Origin of the sequence: Anabaena sp. FACHB-1391, from assembly GCF_014696755.1 — a bacterium.
GTDB lineage: Bacteria > Cyanobacteriota > Cyanobacteriia > Cyanobacteriales > Nostocaceae > Dolichospermum > Dolichospermum planctonicum.
On record NZ_JACJQS010000016.1, the window covers coordinates 1 to 17,750 of the forward strand.

General features: G+C 37.0%; 12 protein-coding genes and 2 rRNA genes. 8 read left to right on the top strand and 6 right to left on the bottom strand.

Annotation, left to right across the window (positions count from 1 at the left end; translation table 11 throughout):
- Together H6F62_RS09620 and rrf are read left to right on the top strand one after the other, a co-directional pair.
- Window positions 1-100 (top strand): 23S ribosomal RNA (locus tag H6F62_RS09620); the annotation flags it as partial.
- 83 nt (window positions 101-183) lie between these two features.
- Window positions 184-301: ribosomal RNA gene (gene rrf, locus H6F62_RS09625) — 5S ribosomal RNA — on the top strand.
- Window positions 302-603: 302 nt separating this feature from the next.
- Here the strand turns inward: rrf and H6F62_RS09630 are convergent.
- Window positions 604-2,256, bottom strand: a complete 1,653-nt coding sequence (locus tag H6F62_RS09630; protein WP_190371903.1) for a glycosyltransferase family 39 protein — start codon at window positions 2,254-2,256, stop codon at window positions 604-606.
- 343 nt (window positions 2,257-2,599) lie between these two features.
- Here H6F62_RS09630 and H6F62_RS09635 point away from each other — a divergent pair, with 343 nt between their 5' ends.
- Window positions 2,600-5,206, top strand: a complete 2,607-nt coding sequence (locus H6F62_RS09635; protein ID WP_190371904.1) for a cation-translocating P-type ATPase — start codon at window positions 2,600-2,602, stop codon at window positions 5,204-5,206.
- 181 nt (window positions 5,207-5,387) lie between these two features.
- Here H6F62_RS09635 and H6F62_RS09640 read toward each other — a convergent pair whose 3' ends face one another.
- Entirely contained in the window at window positions 5,388-6,629 is a 1,242-nt protein-coding gene (locus tag H6F62_RS09640; protein WP_190371905.1) for a glycosyltransferase, read from the bottom strand.
- Window positions 6,630-6,830: 201 nt separating this feature from the next.
- Between H6F62_RS09640 and H6F62_RS09645 the strand changes: the two genes are divergently transcribed.
- The 4 genes from H6F62_RS09645 to H6F62_RS09660 all read left to right on the top strand — a co-directional run bounded on the left by H6F62_RS09645 (window position 6,831) and on the right by H6F62_RS09660 (window position 9,880).
- A complete protein-coding gene (locus H6F62_RS09645) occupies window positions 6,831-7,430 on the top strand; it encodes a hypothetical protein (RefSeq protein WP_190371906.1) in 600 nt (199 codons plus the stop codon).
- A gap of 92 nt (window positions 7,431-7,522) precedes the next feature.
- A complete protein-coding gene (gene cofH / locus H6F62_RS09650; protein ID WP_190371907.1) occupies window positions 7,523-8,668 on the top strand; it encodes a 7,8-didemethyl-8-hydroxy-5-deazariboflavin synthase subunit CofH in 1,146 nt (381 codons plus the stop codon).
- 85 nt (window positions 8,669-8,753) lie between these two features.
- The gene (psb27, locus tag H6F62_RS09655) at window positions 8,754-9,152 is read left to right on the top strand and encodes a photosystem II protein Psb27 (RefSeq protein ID WP_190371908.1); all 399 of its coding nucleotides are present in this window, start codon (window positions 8,754-8,756) and stop codon (window positions 9,150-9,152) included.
- A 143-nt stretch (window positions 9,153-9,295) separates the two neighbouring features.
- The gene (locus tag H6F62_RS09660) at window positions 9,296-9,880 is read left to right on the top strand and encodes a Uma2 family endonuclease (RefSeq protein ID WP_190371909.1); all 585 of its coding nucleotides are present in this window, start codon (window positions 9,296-9,298) and stop codon (window positions 9,878-9,880) included.
- A 432-nt stretch (window positions 9,881-10,312) separates the two neighbouring features.
- On the opposite strand, the gene trmB is transcribed toward H6F62_RS09660, so the two are convergent.
- A complete protein-coding gene (gene trmB, locus H6F62_RS09665) occupies window positions 10,313-10,960 on the bottom strand; it encodes a tRNA (guanosine(46)-N7)-methyltransferase TrmB (protein ID WP_190371910.1) in 648 nt (215 codons plus the stop codon).
- A gap of 148 nt (window positions 10,961-11,108) precedes the next feature.
- On the opposite strand from trmB, the gene H6F62_RS09670 reads away from it, so the two are divergent.
- Window positions 11,109-12,212 carry a metallophosphoesterase gene (locus H6F62_RS09670; RefSeq protein ID WP_190371911.1) on the top strand — a complete coding sequence of 368 codons (1,104 nt, stop codon included), beginning with the start codon at window positions 11,109-11,111 and terminating at the stop codon, window positions 12,210-12,212.
- A gap of 135 nt (window positions 12,213-12,347) precedes the next feature.
- Here the strand turns inward: H6F62_RS09670 and H6F62_RS09675 are convergent, their stop codons facing one another.
- From H6F62_RS09675 to H6F62_RS09685, 3 genes are all read right to left on the bottom strand, one after another.
- Complete coding sequence (locus H6F62_RS09675; protein ID WP_190371912.1) at window positions 12,348-13,568, bottom strand: FIST N-terminal domain-containing protein; 1,221 nt, start codon at window positions 13,566-13,568, stop codon at window positions 12,348-12,350.
- 169 nt (window positions 13,569-13,737) lie between these two features.
- Window positions 13,738-14,292 carry a Uma2 family endonuclease gene (locus tag H6F62_RS09680; protein WP_137907657.1) on the bottom strand — a complete coding sequence of 185 codons (555 nt, stop codon included), beginning with the start codon at window positions 14,290-14,292 and terminating at the stop codon, window positions 13,738-13,740.
- Window positions 14,293-14,520: 228 nt separating this feature from the next.
- Window positions 14,521-17,727, bottom strand: coding sequence for an N-6 DNA methylase (locus H6F62_RS09685; protein WP_190371913.1), 3,207 nt, complete (start codon window positions 17,725-17,727; stop codon window positions 14,521-14,523).
- Between the last annotated feature and the right edge of the window lie 23 nt (window positions 17,728-17,750).

Below are 17,750 nucleotides of genomic sequence, written 5' to 3' on the forward strand. Positions count from 1 at the left end.
GTAGGTAAGGTCACGGGCAGAACACCCGTTAATAGGCTCTATGTGGAAGTACAGTAATGTATGTAGCAAAGGAGTACTAACAGACCGAGGGCTTGACCTCTATATTCTTAATTCTTATTGTGATTTCTCGTTCTTAAATGCAGTCTTCAGGGTATCTGTTGATAGAAGGACCCAATAGGCTTTCCTGGTGTCTATGGCGCGGTGGAACCACACTGATCCCTTCCCGAACTCAGAGGTGAAACGCTGCTGCGGCGACGATAGTTTGGGGGTAGCCCCATGTCAAAATAGCTCGATGCCAGGTTTATTTTTTACAACCACATCACCCCCTCTATTTATTTAGTGGGGGTTTTGTTTTGGGCGACAAAGAAGTTAAAAAGGTTGCTGAATAAGCAGCATAGCAAGGGACACATCATCGGGGAATTAATGATTCTCGGAATATAAGTAGTCGTGCAAAATAAATTTCATATTCAGGAAAGGTGACAGACAAGAGATACAGAGATTTCTATTGTTTTCCCAAATGTGCAACAGTGCCCAGGTACTTACCAGCAATTTATTCTTATATACAAACTTCCTGAGAAACCAAATCTCCTCCCCGACTTTATTTTAATTGTTACCTAATTGAATTAATTTCCAATCCCGAAAAGTGGCTATCTGAGTTTCCATAGCAGATAACCCTATGGAAGGTTCTGGACTTGCCCAGCTATAATTTCCTTCAGGCACTTCGGAAATTTTTTTAAATCGCTGTCCCCAATGAGGTGTATAGAAAGTTAGTAATAATAGAGCTTTATCACCCCCAGTTGTCATAGTTTCTGTTGTTTGCACTACAAAATTAATAGAATTATTTTCTAGTACAGATTTAACTTCTGGCTGCTGCAAAAATAATTTAACATCAGGACTATAGTTACTTAATAAACCCTGACTACCAGCCACAGCTAGAGCAAGCCAAGTCGGAACTAACCAACTAGCTAACCAATAATTAGCTGTGAGAAATTTCTGACCAAAATGATGACGAGTAATCCAAATTATTGGTAATGTTAACCAACCTATTCCTAAGACTAAAGCTATTGGAGCATAGCTTCTAATCTCTGCTCCATCTCTAACACTAATTGGCAAAATACCTATATAAAATATTATGCCAATGATCAAGATTAATCCACCTAATCCACCAAATATATAACTTAAATTGCGAGGTAAAAAGGCATATTTCGTAGTCTTGATATTCTGGTTATAAATCTTACTTAGCCAATCAAATGCAAATCCTGCTAGTATTGATAACCAAGGATAGAGCATAAGTGCATAATGAGGTAAACGAGTAGAGGTTAGGCTAATTTCAGTTAAGATAATTAGAGGACAAATAACTAATATTAACCGATTTCGAGCCACAGGAAGACTGCTAACTAAAAATATTCCTAAAATACTAAATAACGGCCAAGGAAACGCTTTAAGAGGTATGTTCCATAAATAATATAAAGGCGAATGATCATTACGCTTTTCTGTAGCTATCCTAGTTACCAAAGCAAAGAATTGTTCAAAAACAATTGATCCATGATGTTGCCAGCTTAACCAAAACCAAGTTATTGTAGGAATTAAACCGATGGCAAATCCTATATATAACATTGGACTGGAAAGATGTTTATGACGGCGATGCTCCCAAATTAAATAAGGTAGTAGGCTGATTATCGGTACAAATATTAATTGACCTCGGATTAAAAACCCTAATGCCCAACTAAATCCTGTCACAAAACTCCAATAAGAACGATATTTAGGATTTAATTCTGCTTTTAGTAAACAGTAAATCCCAAAAAGAGCAATAGAAATAGTAATAATATCTGGGGCAACTAACCTACTAACTTGTAACCACAGAAAAGATATAGATAAAATTGCCGAAGCCAACCAAGCTATGGGTTTATTTAACAATATTGCTGCTATTTCATAAACTAGGAAAGTGCTTAAAACAGAAGCAACTTGGGAAGGTAGTCGAGATGTGACCTCATTAATATCAAATACTCTGTAAATAGATGCCAAAATCCAATAAAATCCTGGTGTTTTTTCATAGGCAAGTTCTGACCAAGATTGAGGTGTGATCCAATCTCCAGACTCTAGCATCCATCGAGAGCGTATAGCATAAGTAGTTTCATCATGAGCGATGAGACTGTGTTCCCCATTATTAAAAATCAGTAATGGTACTATCCAGATAACTAATCCTAAAAAATGCCAATTTGTGGGTTTGATAGAGATTTTCGCAAAATTAACCATTATCTTTTGTTAATATGATCCTTGCTTGAGTGCAGGCTTGGCATACTTATGATACCAGTCTACCGACAAAAAATCTCAGTTGGAAGGATTATAAAATGATCATGATTTGGTAATTTTGCTGTGATGATTTAACGTCAAGCACATATCAACCTAGTTTAAGCTTTATAGGCAACGCATATTTAATTTCCCATCTCTGGCCTCCAAATGTCTTTTACAATATCTGTCTAATGGCATTCTAGTCACGATAAAAATCCTGACATGGGATGATTTTGTAGTTATGGAAGTAGCGGATACTGATATTGGTATCGTCTTTAATAGCGCAGCATGATCATCAGCTTTTATCATGACTCATAAAATTGAGGTTCAATCTCTTAGGGGATTATCTGCACTCACCGCAGGTAATCGCCTCAAACAAGAAGGATATAATGAGTTACCATCTACCCAACATCGTCAAATCTGGGAAATTGCCCTGGAAATCTTTCAAGAGCCAATTTTTCTGCTTTTATTAGGCTGTGGTATCATTTACTTATTTTTGGGTGATGCTCAGGAAGCTTTAATTTTGTTAGGTTTCATCTTTTTTATTGTCGGCATTAACTTATACCAAGAACAAAAAACAGAAAAATCACTGGAAGCACTACGGGATCTTTCTAGTCCCCGTGCATTAGTCATTCGTGATGGAAAACGTCAACGCATTGCGGGACGGGAAGTAGTTCGTGAAGATGTGATTGTTTTGTCGGAAGGTGATAGAGTTCCAGCAGATGCTGTGGTGATATGGTCTACCCATTTGAGTGTTGATGAATCCTTATTAACTGGGGAATCTTTACCTGTTCGTAAGCAATCTGTCAGGGATACCACAGATTTAGAAAACACTATCAGAAGCACCACACAGCACCGTCCCGGTGGTGAAGATTTGCCTTTTGTCTATTCGGGAACCCTGATAGTTCAAGGTCAAGGAATTGCCCAAGTCTATGCTACGGGTATGCAGACAGAAATGGGGAAAATTGGTAAAGCCCTGCAAACTGTAACACAGGAAGACACGGTTCTGCAACGGGAAACTCGCAGAATTGTGAGTAAATTGACCTTTGTAGCGATCGCTATCTGCGTGGCTGTGATCGTTATTTACGGTGCATCTAGGGGCGATTGGCTACAGGGAGTTTTGGCAGGTTTGGCACTGGCTATGGCAATTTTACCTAATGAAATTCCCGTAGTATTGGCAATTTTCCTGGCTTTGGGGGCTTGGAGATTTTCCCAAGCTAGGGTTTTAACTCGGCGTGTCCCTGTGGTAGAAACACTGGGTTCTGCGACTGTTCTTTGTGTAGATAAAACCGGAACCCTGACTTTTAACCGGATGTCAGTTCAGCAGTTATTTGTATATGAATCTACAACCTTAACACCGCAATTTTACGATGTTGCCCTCCATGAACAAGAAGCGCTACCAGAAACGTTCCATGAATTAATTGAATTTGGCATTTTAGCCAGTCGCAAAGACCCCTTCGACCCCATGGAAAAAGCCCTGAAACAAGTGGGTGATGACTATTTAGCCAGAACAGAACATTTACATCAAGACTGGGAAATACTGCGGGAATATCCCCTCACAGGTCAATTATTGGCCATGTCCTGTGTGTGGCAATCACCAGAGGATAAATTAATAGTTGCTACTAAAGGATCTCCCGAAGCGATCGCAGATTTATGTCATTTTAATGACCAACAAATCCAAGACCTGCAACAGCAGATTAATCAAATGGCCAGGGCTGGTTTGCGTGTTTTAGGTGTAGCAAAAGTCATTGGACAACATCAAAAAAACAAAACCCTCAAGTCTCTTCCCCAAGCCCAACATGACTTTGAATTTGCCTTTTTGGGACTGCTAGGTATGGCCGACCCCGTGCGCCCAACTGTAGCCCCGGCCATTGCCGAATGCTACACCGCTGGTATACGAGTAGTGATGATTACAGGAGATTACCCCGCCACAGCCCAAAATATTGCCCGCCAAATTGGGCTAAAACCTGCCACAGAAGTGATTACCGGGGCAGAACTGGAAAAAATGCCAGAAGCTGAGTTACTCTCTCAAATTCAAACCGTGAATATCTTTGCCCGGGTCGTTCCAGAACAAAAATTACTGATTGTCAATGCCCTGAAACGCTGCGGTGAAATCGTCGCTATGACCGGAGATGGCGTAAATGATGCCCCAGCCTTAAAAGCCGCAAATATTGGCATTGCTATGGGTGAACGGGGAACAGATGTCGCCCGTGAATCTGCGGATTTAGTATTGCTAGATGATGATTTTTCTGCCATTGTCCAATCTGTCAGGCTGGGACGGCGAGTATTTGATAACCTGAAAAAAGGTATGGCTTATACTTTGGCCGTTCATATCCCCATTGCAGGGATGTCTCTAATTCCGGTCATATTTCATTGGCCGCTGGTGCTACTACCTATTCACATTGCTTTTCTACATTTAATTATTGACCCCGCTTGTACTATAGTATTTGAGGCCGAGCCAGAAGAAACCAATATCATGCACCGTCCACCACGTAATCCTAGAGAGTCCTTATTTAGCCGTCGGACTTTGAAATTGGCACTCCTGCAAGGGGTAAGTGTGTTGGTGGTGCTACTGGTTGTATTTGCTGTGGCTTTTTATTTTGGACATGGAGAATTTGATGCCCGCACTCTAGCTTTTACTACTCTCATTGTCTCTAACTTGAGTATGATATTAACTAATCGTTCTTGGTCGCGGACTATTCCCGAAATGTTACACACTCCTAATGCAGCACTTTGGTGGGTATTGAGTGGTGGTGTGGTGTTTATGGGACTGGTGCTTTATGTTCCTTTGTTACGCCATTTATTTCGGTTCTCTTTTCTGCATTTTGATGATTTATTAGTTAGTCTTATTTCTGGGGTGTTTAGTATTTTGTGGTTTGAAGGACTCAAAGTTTGGCGACGCAGATATTCATAATCATTAATAATCATCCGCTTATCCAATTTTAAATGGCTTGGGATTGTTTAATTTGTTGGTGACGGGTATGAGTATGTCCGGTTTGTTTAATCAAAAGCAAAAAGTTAAGTCTACAAATTGAAGAATTATTGAACGCAGATAACAGCAGATAACCGCAGATAACCGCAGATATCTAATGGATTTACTTGACTTCTGTAACTCGCCAGCTTAGTTTTAGGTTAACCCAGAAATTCCAAATTGTCGCCACTGCGATCGCTATAAAGTTAGCAATGTAGCGATTAAGAATCAGATAATTAAACACTAAATTCAATATCAGCACATTCAAAACTAACCCAGCCAAACAAACAACGTTGAACTTAATAAAGCGTTTGATCCGGGGTTTCCAGCCCTTCTGCTGTATAGAAACATCAGCGAATGTCCAAGCATCATTCCACAGAAAATTATTGAAAATAGCAATTTCACCTGCTAAAATTTTGCTGCGTGTTAATGGTAAGGCTAGGGTTGTGGGGTCACTTAGTAAATAAAGTATTAACATATCCACAAATACGCCACTCAATCCTACTGCACCAAAACGAAGAAATCGCCCAACAGGAAAGTTGACTTTTTGACTAATTTTTCCTATTCTCCCAGTAGATAACCGTAATCTGATTAAATGTTGAATATAGTCTACATATTGTTTCCAAGTGACTTTGCTTTCTCCTTCTGTGCGTTCCCGGAAAATGTAACCAGCTTCACCAATTTCCCCAATTTGTCCCCGGCCAATGACTTCTAAAAGAATTTTATATCCTATGGGATTAAGTGTAGTATTAGCGATCGCCTTTCGTCTTACCATAAAATAACCACTCATTGGGTCAGATACTCTACCCACAACTTCTGGTAAAATTACTAGTCCCAATACCTGCGCCCCACGGGATAAAAAGCGTCTAATTACACTCCAGCTACTCACACCACCACCCTCGACATGACGACTAGCTACTGCTAAATCTGCTCCCTGTTCAATTTTCTGCCATAATTGTGTTAGCACTTCTGGAGGATGTTGCAAATCTCCATCAATTACACCTAATATACTCCCTTTGGCCGCTTGCCAGCCACGAATTACCGCTGAAGATAGTCCCCGTTCTTCTTGACGACGCATGACCCGCAATTGGGGATAATCTGGGATGAGATTTTCCGCTACTTCCCAAGTGCGGTCTGGGCTATCATCATCCACTACAATTAGTTCATAATTACCAGGAATAGTCTGATCTAATAACCCACTCAAGATATTAACTACATTTTCAATGTTATCACGCTCTTTATAGGTAGGAATTACTACAGATAGCAGCATGATATTGTTTTCGTTCTTAGGGTCTGGTGTCAGTTCGGAAATTCTCAATGCACCGCAGGGAACTGATAATAGGGAATTTGATGAGTTTGTATTCATAAGCTACGTGGTAAATCTTAAATTGCCAAATTGTCTGTATAAAGCTTAATTTTCCATAGAGTATCATACACTTAATATGATCAAAACAAAGGGATATTGAGATTAAGGGTAAAGATGCACCTATTCGGTGAAAAGTATACTGCTATAATTAAAGAAGTTTTAAATTTTAGATAACCTGTTGAAAATAATTAGGTAAGAGCAATGGCTTATAGTGATTTTAGCTTAACTAAGTTTAGGAATAATTTTCATATTACAATTAATGAAGAAGCTGATTTATTTGCTACCGTAGAACCTATAGAAATCAGCGAAAAGTTGACTAACACTTTAGAAGAAACTACAGAACTCGCGTTAGCAATAAATACGGAAAAAGCACGCTCAGAAATGATTATTACGCCAATTTTATTAGAAGTAAGGCGTAAAGCTAATTATCAAATTAGTTTATTTTCTGGTACAGATTTTAATGTTGATATTGAGAGAGGTTTAAATGGTTATTGTGATTTTGTTATCAGTCGTTCTAAGGAACAGTTAACAATTAATGCTCCTGTACTAATTATTGTAGAAGCTAAAAATGAAAATATTAAAGGTGGTTTGGGTCAATGTGCAGCAGCAATGTTAGCAGCACAGTTGTTTAATGAACAGGAAGGTAATGAAATTAAAACTATTTATGGGGCGGTGACAACAGGAGATATTTGGAAATTCTTAAAGTTGCAAGGGACTGATATATTTATTGATTTGAATAATTATTATATTCAGGAGTTAAACAAGATCTTAGGTATTTTGTGTCAAGGAGTTTTGGGTTAAATTTCACTTCATCAATATTATCTATTGATATTGGTTCTCCTTTCAATTTATTATAAAACTTAAATAAGTCGTTTATATTTAATTGATCACCAATGACTAATATAACTGTTGATTCTATTCTTGAGTCTGCTTTAACAGATAAAGATATAACCCCGAATGATGCGGTATTTTTATTAAAACAGACCAGTCTAGAAGCAATTACACAAATTCAAGCTACAGCAGACCAATTACGACAAAAACAGGCTGGAAATACGGTTACTTACGTTATTAACCGAAATATTAATTTTACTAACATTTGTGAACAACATTGTAGTTTTTGTGCATTTCGCCGGGATGATGGTGATCCAGATGCTTACTGGTTAAACTGGGAGCAGATTTTGTCAAAAACTACAGATGCAGTGCGTCGAGGAGCAACTGAAATCTGTATGCAAGGAGGACTACACCCAGAAGCGCGAATAAATGACAAGTCTTTACCTTACTATCTGAAACTGGTAGAAACCATCAAAAGCGAATTTCCTCACTTACATTTACACGCTTTTTCACCCCAGGAAATCCAATTTATCTCCAGATTAGACGGAATTTCCTATACTGATGTCATTATAGCTTTGCGGGATGCTGGTGTCGGTTCTATGCCCGGAACAGCCGCAGAAGTGTTAGATGATGATGTGAGACGGGTATTATGTCCAGAAAAGATTAATACAGCAACTTGGTTAGAAATTGTCAGTACAGCCCATCAATTAGGTGTACCTACTACCAGTACCATATTATCTGGACATATTGAAACTCCAGAACAACAAATTGGACATTTACAAAAACTGCGATCGCTCCAACAAAAGGCAATAGAAACAGGATATCCTGCTAGAATTACGGAATTTATTGTTTTACCATTTGTGGGACAAGAAGCGCCCAAATCCTTACGCAGACGGGTAGGAAGGGATCAACCAGTGTTAACTGATTCCCTGCTGTTAACCGCTGTCGCCAGAATTTACCTGGGAAATTATATACCCAATCATCAACCAAGTTGGGTAAAATTAGGACTGGCTGGGGCTACAACGGCCTTAAATTGGGGTTGTAATGATCTTGGTGGGACTTTAATGGAAGAACATATTACCACCATGGCTGGGGCTATAGGTGGTACTTGTATGGAAGTAGAAACTTTACAGAACGCCATAGCATCTATAAACAGACCTTACCAACAACGAGATACTTTATATCGAGTCATGGAAAATGGAAAATAGACAATTGGGGAGAACTAATAATTTTTAGTAACTATACCGATTCAAGATAGGATAGACGTTGATTTAGTTGTTTTACTTAATGCTTATGAAAAGCTATTGGTCGCGTCTGCTTTCTTTAGTGTTAGTTTTAGTTATCGGCTTAATTGGTTGTAGTGGTAGTCTTGATAGTTTAACTGGGGATTATCGTCAAGATACCTTAGCTGTGGTCAATACCTTGAGACAAGCTATAGAATTACCACAAGGTTCTCCTGAACAGGCCGCCCTACAAACAGAAGCCCGTCTAAAAATTAACGATTTTTCAGCCCGTTACCAGAGAAATAGCGCTGTTGCGAGTCTTAGCTCTTTTACAACCATGAGAACAGCCCTCAACTCCCTTGCGGGACATTATAGTTCTTATCCTAACCGTCCCGTTCCTGAAAAACTCAAAAAACGCCTAGATGCAGAATTTAAAAAAGTAGAAGCATCACTAAAACGTGGCGCTTAATTTAAACTGCGAGGATTGTTTTTTGATAACTAAAATTAAATATAGGAATCCTCAATAATTTGTTAACAACAATATCCCCGACTTCTTAAATAAGTCGGGAATATGAAATTCCTAACTTTCAAAAATCAAATAGGAGTCCCATAATGACTCAACTAAAAATTAAACTGACCGTTGAAGAATTTCTCGCACTTCCTGAAAATGATACTACTTATGAGTTTGTTGACGGTGAAGCTATACCTAAATATAAAAATCAGCAAATGTCTCCTAAATTTTTTCATGGCTCAACCACAGGAGCATTATTTATAATATTTATATTATTATCTACATGGGCGCAAGCAAAAGGTCGTGTTGTTGTGGAATGGGCTATCAAATTAACTAAAAATCAACAAATTTGGATACCCGTCCCTGATTTAACTTATGTTTCCTACCACCGTCTTGCTGCTGACTGGCTTGAAGATGAAGCTTGTCCTGTTATACCAGAATTAGTGATGGAAATTATTTCTCCTGGTCAGACTTTTGGAGATATGATTGAAAAAGCCACTTATTATCTCCAAGGGGGGATTTTATTAGTGTGGATAGTAGATACAATATCTCAAACTATCACTGTTTTTACACAATCTTCTCTTCCTGTGACTTTTCGAGAACATCAAATTATCACTCATGAAATATTACCAGGATTAGAAATAACTCCTCATACCATTTTTCAACGTGCTGGTTTAATTCGTTAATTTACAGCAGTTCCCGATCTTATGAAGTACAGATATTAATAATAAAACTCTTGTGGTGCGGGCAAGATGCCCGCACAAGGTGTACCTCACTCAAAGCTACTTGCTGTAAGTTTCAAACCCCACCCCCAACCTCCTCCCCGCAAGCGAGGAGGAGGCTATGATGTATTTGACATCATTAAGAAACGCGAAGTACAGATATTAATAATAAAACTCTTGTGGTGCGGGCATCTTGCCCGCTAAAAGCCTACCTCATGAAGATGAAATCTGCTGTAATAATAAAACTCTTGTGGTGCGGGCATCTTGCCCGCACAAGGTGTACCTCACTCAAAGCTACTTGCTGTAAGTTTCAAACCCCACCCCCAACCTCCTCCCCGCAAGCGAGGAGGAGGCTATGATGTGTTTGACATCATTAAGAAACGCGAAGTACAGATATTAATCATTAGTAATCTTTTTTCTAAATAAAGCCCTATATACTGGTTCACCCTTATTGAAGGTGGCTATTTCCCGTTCCGTGGGAACTGGAAAGGGATTTTCTGCTAACCATGTTGTTGTTCCTAGCTTTTCAAATGCAGGATGTTCGTCAAAGCGATCGCACATTTCCTCTGCTACAAATTGTATATCAGATTGGAGAAAAACAACACCACCCACAGCTAAATAATTGGCTAATTCTGTTACCAATTCCCGTTGGACTACCCGACGTTTCGCGTGACGATTTTTAAACCAAGGATCAGGAAATTGAATTGTCACTTTTTGTAATCTTCCTGGAGGTAAATTGGATAACAAGGAAACTAGGGAGTTATTCACATTCGCAAACATATAATGTAAATTTTTTAACCCCATTTCCTCACAGATTCTATTGGCTTCTACTACCAACGGTTCTCGAATTTCTAAGCCTAAAAAATTCCAATTTGCTTCTATTTGCGCCATTTTCAACACAAATCTACCCCTAGCACAACCAATATCTAAATGTAGTGGTAGGTTTGGTTGTGTATAAATACTTTCCCAGTCTGGAGAAGCGGTTGGGGTTTGAAATTTACTCGCAAGGGGGTTAACGTGCTGACGAACTCGAACAGGTGACAAAATTTACTCTCCTCAAAAATAAAAATCTTTAACAAATGTATACAAATATTATTAAGTCTAAATATTCCCACACTAGTATACACAGTCAAGGTTATACTTTGAGAATAATAATTTTTTCCAACTAGATTTTTAACATTTTCTTAACCCAATGAAACTCAATTTTCGGTTTGCTATAGTTAGCGATTTACACATTGCGCTTCCTGAAACTATTTGGGATCACCCTAGTCGTTTTCATTTGGTAGAGGTAAGTGTTCCGGCTTTTGATAGTGTCTTAGCACATTTAACCCAATTAGATTTAGATTTTTTGTTGATCCCTGGAGACCTAACCCAACATGGTGAATCAGTAAATCACAAATGGTTACAAAATAGATTATCTCAATTACCTTTTCCATCTTACGTGATTCCTGGTAATCATGATATACCTGTTTTGATGGCTAATGAACAATCCATTGGTTTTGCAGATTTTCCCTATTATTATCAACAATTTGGTTATGAAAATCCTCAACAACATTATTATAATCGTCAGATATTCCCAGGAGTGAGATTAATCGGTCTTAATTCTAACTCATTTAATGATCAAGGTCAGCAAATAGGCAGGTTAGATAATCAACAACTTCAATGGTTAAAAAAGGAATTAGCAGCAATTGGGGATGATTTAGTTTTGGTAATGATTCATCATAATGTGGTTGAACATTTACCAAATCAGTCTTGTCATCCCATGGCGAATCGTTATATGCTAGAGAATGCAGCAGAACTGAGGCAATTATTACAAGACTATGGAATTAAGTTAGTATTTACAGGACATTTGCACGTTCAAGATATCGCCTGTTCCCAAGGGATATATGATATTACAACTGGTTCTTTAGTCAGCTATCCTCATCCCTATCGGGTATTGGAATTTAACCGTGACGAATTAGGTAGGGAATCTTTACAAATTGTTTCTCATCGTGTAGAATCATTACCAGATTTTCCCAATTTACAAACACTATCACGAAAATGGATGGGCGATCGCTCCTATCCGTTTGTACTCAAATTATTAACTTTACCTCCCCTGAGTTTACCATTAGACCAGGCACAAACACTAGCACCCGGTTTACGGGATTTTTGGGCGACCATTGCCGATGGTGATGCTATGCTAGAATATCCACACTTCCCCATTCATGTCCGTCGTTACATCGAAGAATATAGCGCGGTTAATGGTGGGAACACAGCTTTCATTGATAATCACAGTACGCTTTTAATTGGTCATTAATACCTCTTTACTGTCACCTGTCCCCTCTTTACTGTCACCTGTCACCGTGGCGTAGCACCTGTCACCTGTCCCCGTGGCGTAGCACCTCTTTACTGTCACCTCTTTACTGTCACCTGTCACCTTGTCACCTGTCACCTATTCTTCAAGAGAACGACAAATGGCAAATACGGAAGTATAACCATGCAGGAAAGTTCTACCACTGACAGGACCGATTTCACCACCGCAGAAACAGCCACCCACGGGTATATCATGCAGATAACGGCTAAAAAGTTGGGAATCAAAATTAGGTTGGCCATAAAGTCCTATCCCTCGTCCTAAACAGGTAAACATTAAAGCCCCGACGGGAGACGGTTGACTAGTATTTTCATTTTCATTTTGATATTCTTGGAGTAGATTTTCTAAATCTTGGGACGAAGCCTCCGCTTCCCGCAAGTGAAATTGTAACCTTTGACCGGCACGAATGCGATCGCTAATAGCGATCGCCCCAGCTTTAGGGTCTACCCCCAAAATATTCCGAATTAAAAAATCCCCCGAATGTAAATTCATTCTAAATTCATCCATTGCTAAACCGACAAATAAAGAATGTTGTGCTAAAGTTCGATCTTCTTCACTCAAACTACTAATTAAATTTCGCAATACCATCAAAGGCACTTTTTCATCCAACTCTAAAATAATATTCCGTTCCGCTTTAGTGACCTGTAATGGTTGACCAATGGGACGACAACCTTGGGAAACAATAGTATCTAAGACGATATTGCCAGTTAAAGCTATACCTATCGTACCTTCTCGACATAACTTATCATTACAAAATAAACCCACAGGACCATTTATAAAGCCACTGCTGGCCTGTCCTCCTACCACCACCGAACCTGGATAAGCAAAATCTAACCCCTGCAATAGATCATTAGTTGCTGAACCAAAAGGACTGGACAAGAGAATAAATTGGGGTACTGGTGACGGTGGTACACCCACTAAATCAATCCAAGCATTGGGGGAACTATCGGAATCTGGCAATTCTTCAGCTAAAATATGAAAAGGTCGGATTTTTACACCCGGAAGATGGGCTAAAGTCAGACTTAGGGCAGGTTCTGCTTCTATTTCTTCCGTTTTTCCAGTCTGTTTCCTGCCAATTACACCCCCTGCACTACAACCAATTAATACGGGTACAGAAAGTTTTTCTGCCAATAAAGGTAAAAGCCTTGTATACTCACTCATAAAAGCAGAAGAAATGAATACCAGCCCTAAATCCGCTGGTGCTGTTAAAGATGCCACAGCTTGTTCTACGACATCGTTAATAGCCGCTTCTAAAGAAGAACGGGTTGATAAAGCATTTGTCCACTGCATTTGATCTACCATGAGTTTTCGGTGTGTTTCTGTTTTGAGGTTAGTTGAATATTTTAACTAAGTTTGTCACTTTGTTGGTGATTAGGGAATAGGGAACTCTGAGCAGGGAACTCTGAACAGGGAATAAATTGGTGTGTACTTCATTAGACAGGGATTCGCTATATAAACACTTATTCAGAACTTATTCAAATACAGGAGGCCATAATTCAGAAATAGCAATTTCCCAACCAGGAAATAATTCACTTACAGTTAATTTATCATCTTCTGTTAATAATGTCATTTTCCCATCAGGACGATAAACAGTAACAGTTAATTCATCAGGATTAACAAGAATTGCTACCTTAGCACCTAATTCTAAAAACAATTTGAGTTTATCTTCTAATTTAGAAACTCTATCAGTTTTTGATTTAATTTCTACCACTAAATCAGGAACTAAATTCCCAAAATCTCTCACAGTCCGTTTTAATCTTTGAGCAGAAACAAAGGAAACATCAGGAGCGCGTAAATCAGTATTTGGCATAATAAACCCACCACTGGAGTCAAATATTCTCCCTAATTTACGAGGATTAGTCCATAATTTTAGCAAATATATGAACTCAGCACCAATTTCACTAGATTCTATATCCGATGGACCCATAATTAAAATATTCCCTTCTTGTAGTTCTATTTGATAGTCGTTATCATCATCTTTTAATATTTGTTCTATTTTTTCTACGTTGTCAATTGTCAGAGTCATATAATTTTCATCTCCAGTGATATTTGTGATGATTCGATATTATAGCATTTCGTCAAACTATGTAGGATGCGTCAGATATTATAAATCTATTTATTGATATAATTTACAGCAGTTCCCGGCATTATGAAGCACAGATATTAATGATAAAACTCTTGTGGTGCGGGCATCTTGCCCGCATAAAGTATACCTCACTCAATCTGAACGTGCTGTATGCAGTAGCAAAGCACCTTACTTATCTATTTTTATCTCTGCATATTCTTGTTCTGTTAGTGCAAATTCGGGGTCTATGATTTTCACTTCTTGATAAGTTAGTTCATAAAGTTTATAAACCATATTGTCTATTTGTTGTTCTAATGCAGTGGTATCTTTACCTTGAGATTTGAGGGTTATAATTTCTTCTGCTTTTTTAATAAATATATTTTGGACATTTTCACAGGTTAACATAATAGGAATACGCGACGTTACAGGACTATCAAAATGTATTGTTTTAATTGCTTTTCCAAGTATAAAAAGATAGACATACCAATTTACAAGTTTTGAATTTAATAAGCACCAAATATATTTAGATGATATCTCATCTTTTTTTATGGTAACTTGATTAATAGTATCTACTAAAATTAGGTCAGTTTGTTCAGAAATACAGCTAATAATTTGAATATGTTCATAAGGTTTATTAATATGGGCTACAATATTCTGTACAAGCACAGAATTTCTATTAATTTTTGCTTTTTCACTAATTAAAATGGCATCATTGATATATCCTTTAATATTTCTAATTCCATATTTATTAATTTCCTTACCTCCTATAACTGCATATTTACCTTCTGTAACTAAATGTTTTTGTAATCCAATTTCCCCTCTACTATTATCAGCAATATCATTGAGAAAATTACTTTTTTCAAAAATCTTATTACCAATAATGAGTTCACTATTATTAATTCCATTGGGGAAAAGCCCAAATTTTGTCTTTAAGTTTTTGTGGATATTACCCATAAAATTAAAAGATTTATCAGCTTTAAATAAGATTGATTGATAGTTATTTAGTATTTTACCTTTATGTATAGAAATAATGCAAACTTCAAGTTTTACATTTTCAAATGCTTTTCCACAGTCTGCAATCAAAGAAATTTCTTTCTCAACAAAATCTCTTATGTCTGCATAATTTGATGCAAAAGTGAATGATTTGGGAAGAATATATGTTTTTATGCTCTTTTCTTTAGTCAATAAAATACCTCTTTCAATGAAAAGTATTGCAGTTTCAGAAGTTTTTATTTGATATTTTTCTTGAAAAAACTTAATATCTAATGTACTTAATTTTGCACCATAAGGAGGATTAGCAATAACAATATCAAAACCCACATTTTCCACAACCTGCTGATTCATGACTTCAGGAAAATCTAACCTCCAATCAAAGAAATTAAGAAACAGATCAGGATGATCTTTTAAATGTTTAAGTTCCCGAATATTTTGTTTCCAACCAACAGTTTGTAAATAAATTTCCGTTTGCTTAGTTAAAGCTTTACCCCTACCAGTGGGTTTAGTTTCCATACCCTTACTTTTAATCATCAATTCCAATTGACTTATCAACAAATCAACTTTCAAATTACGGATATCCACAGCTAATTTTTTCTTATCGCTATCAGGACTAAAAAACTGCTTTTGTTTCTCACTAATTTTCCTGAGAATTTCTTCCGGTTGGAAAACATCAACTAAAAGACTACCTTGTTTAACATCCTTCATTTCCCAATCAATATCAATAATATCATCACCTAACTTACTTACCAAACTATTACCCACCACAATTTTATAATCAAGATTAGGTAAAGCTTTGGGTTGTTTTTCATCTACAATTAAACTCAACCAAAAACGTAATCTAGCAATATCCACAGCACCCCGTTCAATATCTACCCCATAAATACTATTTTGGATAATATTTAATTTCACTTCCGCACCATCAAAATTAGTCGTATTCCCAAATTCCAAGGTATGTAGAGTTTGTTTTGCGGTAAATATTTCATGTAACAAACCCATAGGAAAAGCACCAGAACCAATAGCAGGATCACAAATCTTTACCTTATCCAAAGCTTGATTAAATTCAGCAGCATACTTTTTAATTAACTTTTGATCATCATCATCTAATTTATTTTTCAGTAACTTTTCAATTAATGTCCTATTTATTTGTTTAGATGCATCAAATTTAGCTAAACTTGCATCAGTAATAACTTCATAACCGTGATTTTCAAACCAAGTAGTCAGATATTCAATCAAACTTTCCTGACACATATAATGGACAATTTCTTTCGGAGTGTAATATGCACCCTTATCTTTATTATCTTCCAGTAAATTCTCAAAAATATGACCTAACATTTCCGGGTCAACAGCTATAGTATGATCATCAGGATCATCTTCATAGATAGTAAAATTATATTGATCAAAAAAGTTAAAAAGATTTGCAAATAAATAGTCAGGAAAAACTAAACTACGATAATTTCGATTATCTTCCTCAAATAAACCCCCATTTAAGTAGGGTATTCTACAAAGTTGATTTTCACCAAGTTGAATTAAATCCTGAGGACGTTTTGTATTTAAAGTATCAAAAAATAACACAGATAAAAAATCTTGATAAAAAAGTTCTTTATGGGTAAAATTCTGAAATTGATTAGTTAAAAAATGATCATCACCATTTCCCCAAGTTTCATGTTCTGGGACACCTAACCAGCCTTTTTTCTGGATAAAATATAAAAAGACAATCCTTCCCAATAATTTTTTATTAAAATCACGAATAGTTTTTTCATTACCATTAAAGATAGTTTGGTAAATTCCTGGTTGGGAAATGATATATTTACAGAATATATCATAATGTTTTTTATATTCCTGGAAAAATGTTTGAGAAAGTTTTTCTACAGAAAACGCTTCTTTGATATCATCTAAAGTAGCTTTATTACCTTTATTAATAATGCGTTCAAACCGTTCTACCGCAGTTTTAATACTTTCACCCTCACCTAATATATAAGTATAGCGTTTAGGTTCGGTGGTGATTTTTATAAATTCTCCTTCTGGGTCATAACCTGTTAATTCGGAAACGTAGGTAAAACGCCAATTTGTATTTTCTGGATGATGATAAACAATGAAAGCAGCATCAATATTTTGCCAATATTTACGCAATAAATTTCTTAATCCTACCCGATTTCGTTCTAAGATAATACCATTTGCTAGGGTGACTTCATAAACTGCGATTTGTCTATCAATACCATTTTCGTCAAGTAATATATAGCCTAATTTTTGAGCATTGGTAGCCACATGATCATCAATACCTGTCAAGTTTTCAGGGGTTGATAATAATTGTACGTTAGCAAATGTTTGTCCTAGAAATTGTTTCCATTTAGCTTGGTTGTAGGGTTGGTTAAATAGGTTTTGGATTTGTTGTTTTTTCATAATTTTGGTATAGGTTAATTACA

Coding starts and splice junctions, on each gene's coding strand:
- H6F62_RS09675 (WP_190371912.1), bottom strand. CDS start 13,568: ATGGTAGATCAAATGCAGTGGACAAATGCTTTATCAACCCGTTCTTCT.
- H6F62_RS09630 (WP_190371903.1), bottom strand. CDS start 2,256: ATGGTTAATTTTGCGAAAATCTCTATCAAACCCACAAATTGGCATTTT.
- H6F62_RS09670 (WP_190371911.1), top strand. CDS start 11,109: ATGAAACTCAATTTTCGGTTTGCTATAGTTAGCGATTTACACATTGCG.
- H6F62_RS09680 (WP_137907657.1), bottom strand. CDS start 14,292: ATGACTCTGACAATTGACAACGTAGAAAAAATAGAACAAATATTAAAA.
- psb27 (WP_190371908.1), top strand. CDS start 8,754: ATGAAAAGCTATTGGTCGCGTCTGCTTTCTTTAGTGTTAGTTTTAGTT.
- cofH (WP_190371907.1), top strand. CDS start 7,523: ATGACTAATATAACTGTTGATTCTATTCTTGAGTCTGCTTTAACAGAT.
- H6F62_RS09660 (WP_190371909.1), top strand. CDS start 9,296: ATGACTCAACTAAAAATTAAACTGACCGTTGAAGAATTTCTCGCACTT.
- H6F62_RS09645 (WP_190371906.1), top strand. CDS start 6,831: ATGGCTTATAGTGATTTTAGCTTAACTAAGTTTAGGAATAATTTTCAT.
- H6F62_RS09685 (WP_190371913.1), bottom strand. CDS start 17,727: ATGAAAAAACAACAAATCCAAAACCTATTTAACCAACCCTACAACCAA.
- H6F62_RS09635 (WP_190371904.1), top strand. CDS start 2,600: ATGACTCATAAAATTGAGGTTCAATCTCTTAGGGGATTATCTGCACTC.
- H6F62_RS09640 (WP_190371905.1), bottom strand. CDS start 6,629: ATGAATACAAACTCATCAAATTCCCTATTATCAGTTCCCTGCGGTGCA.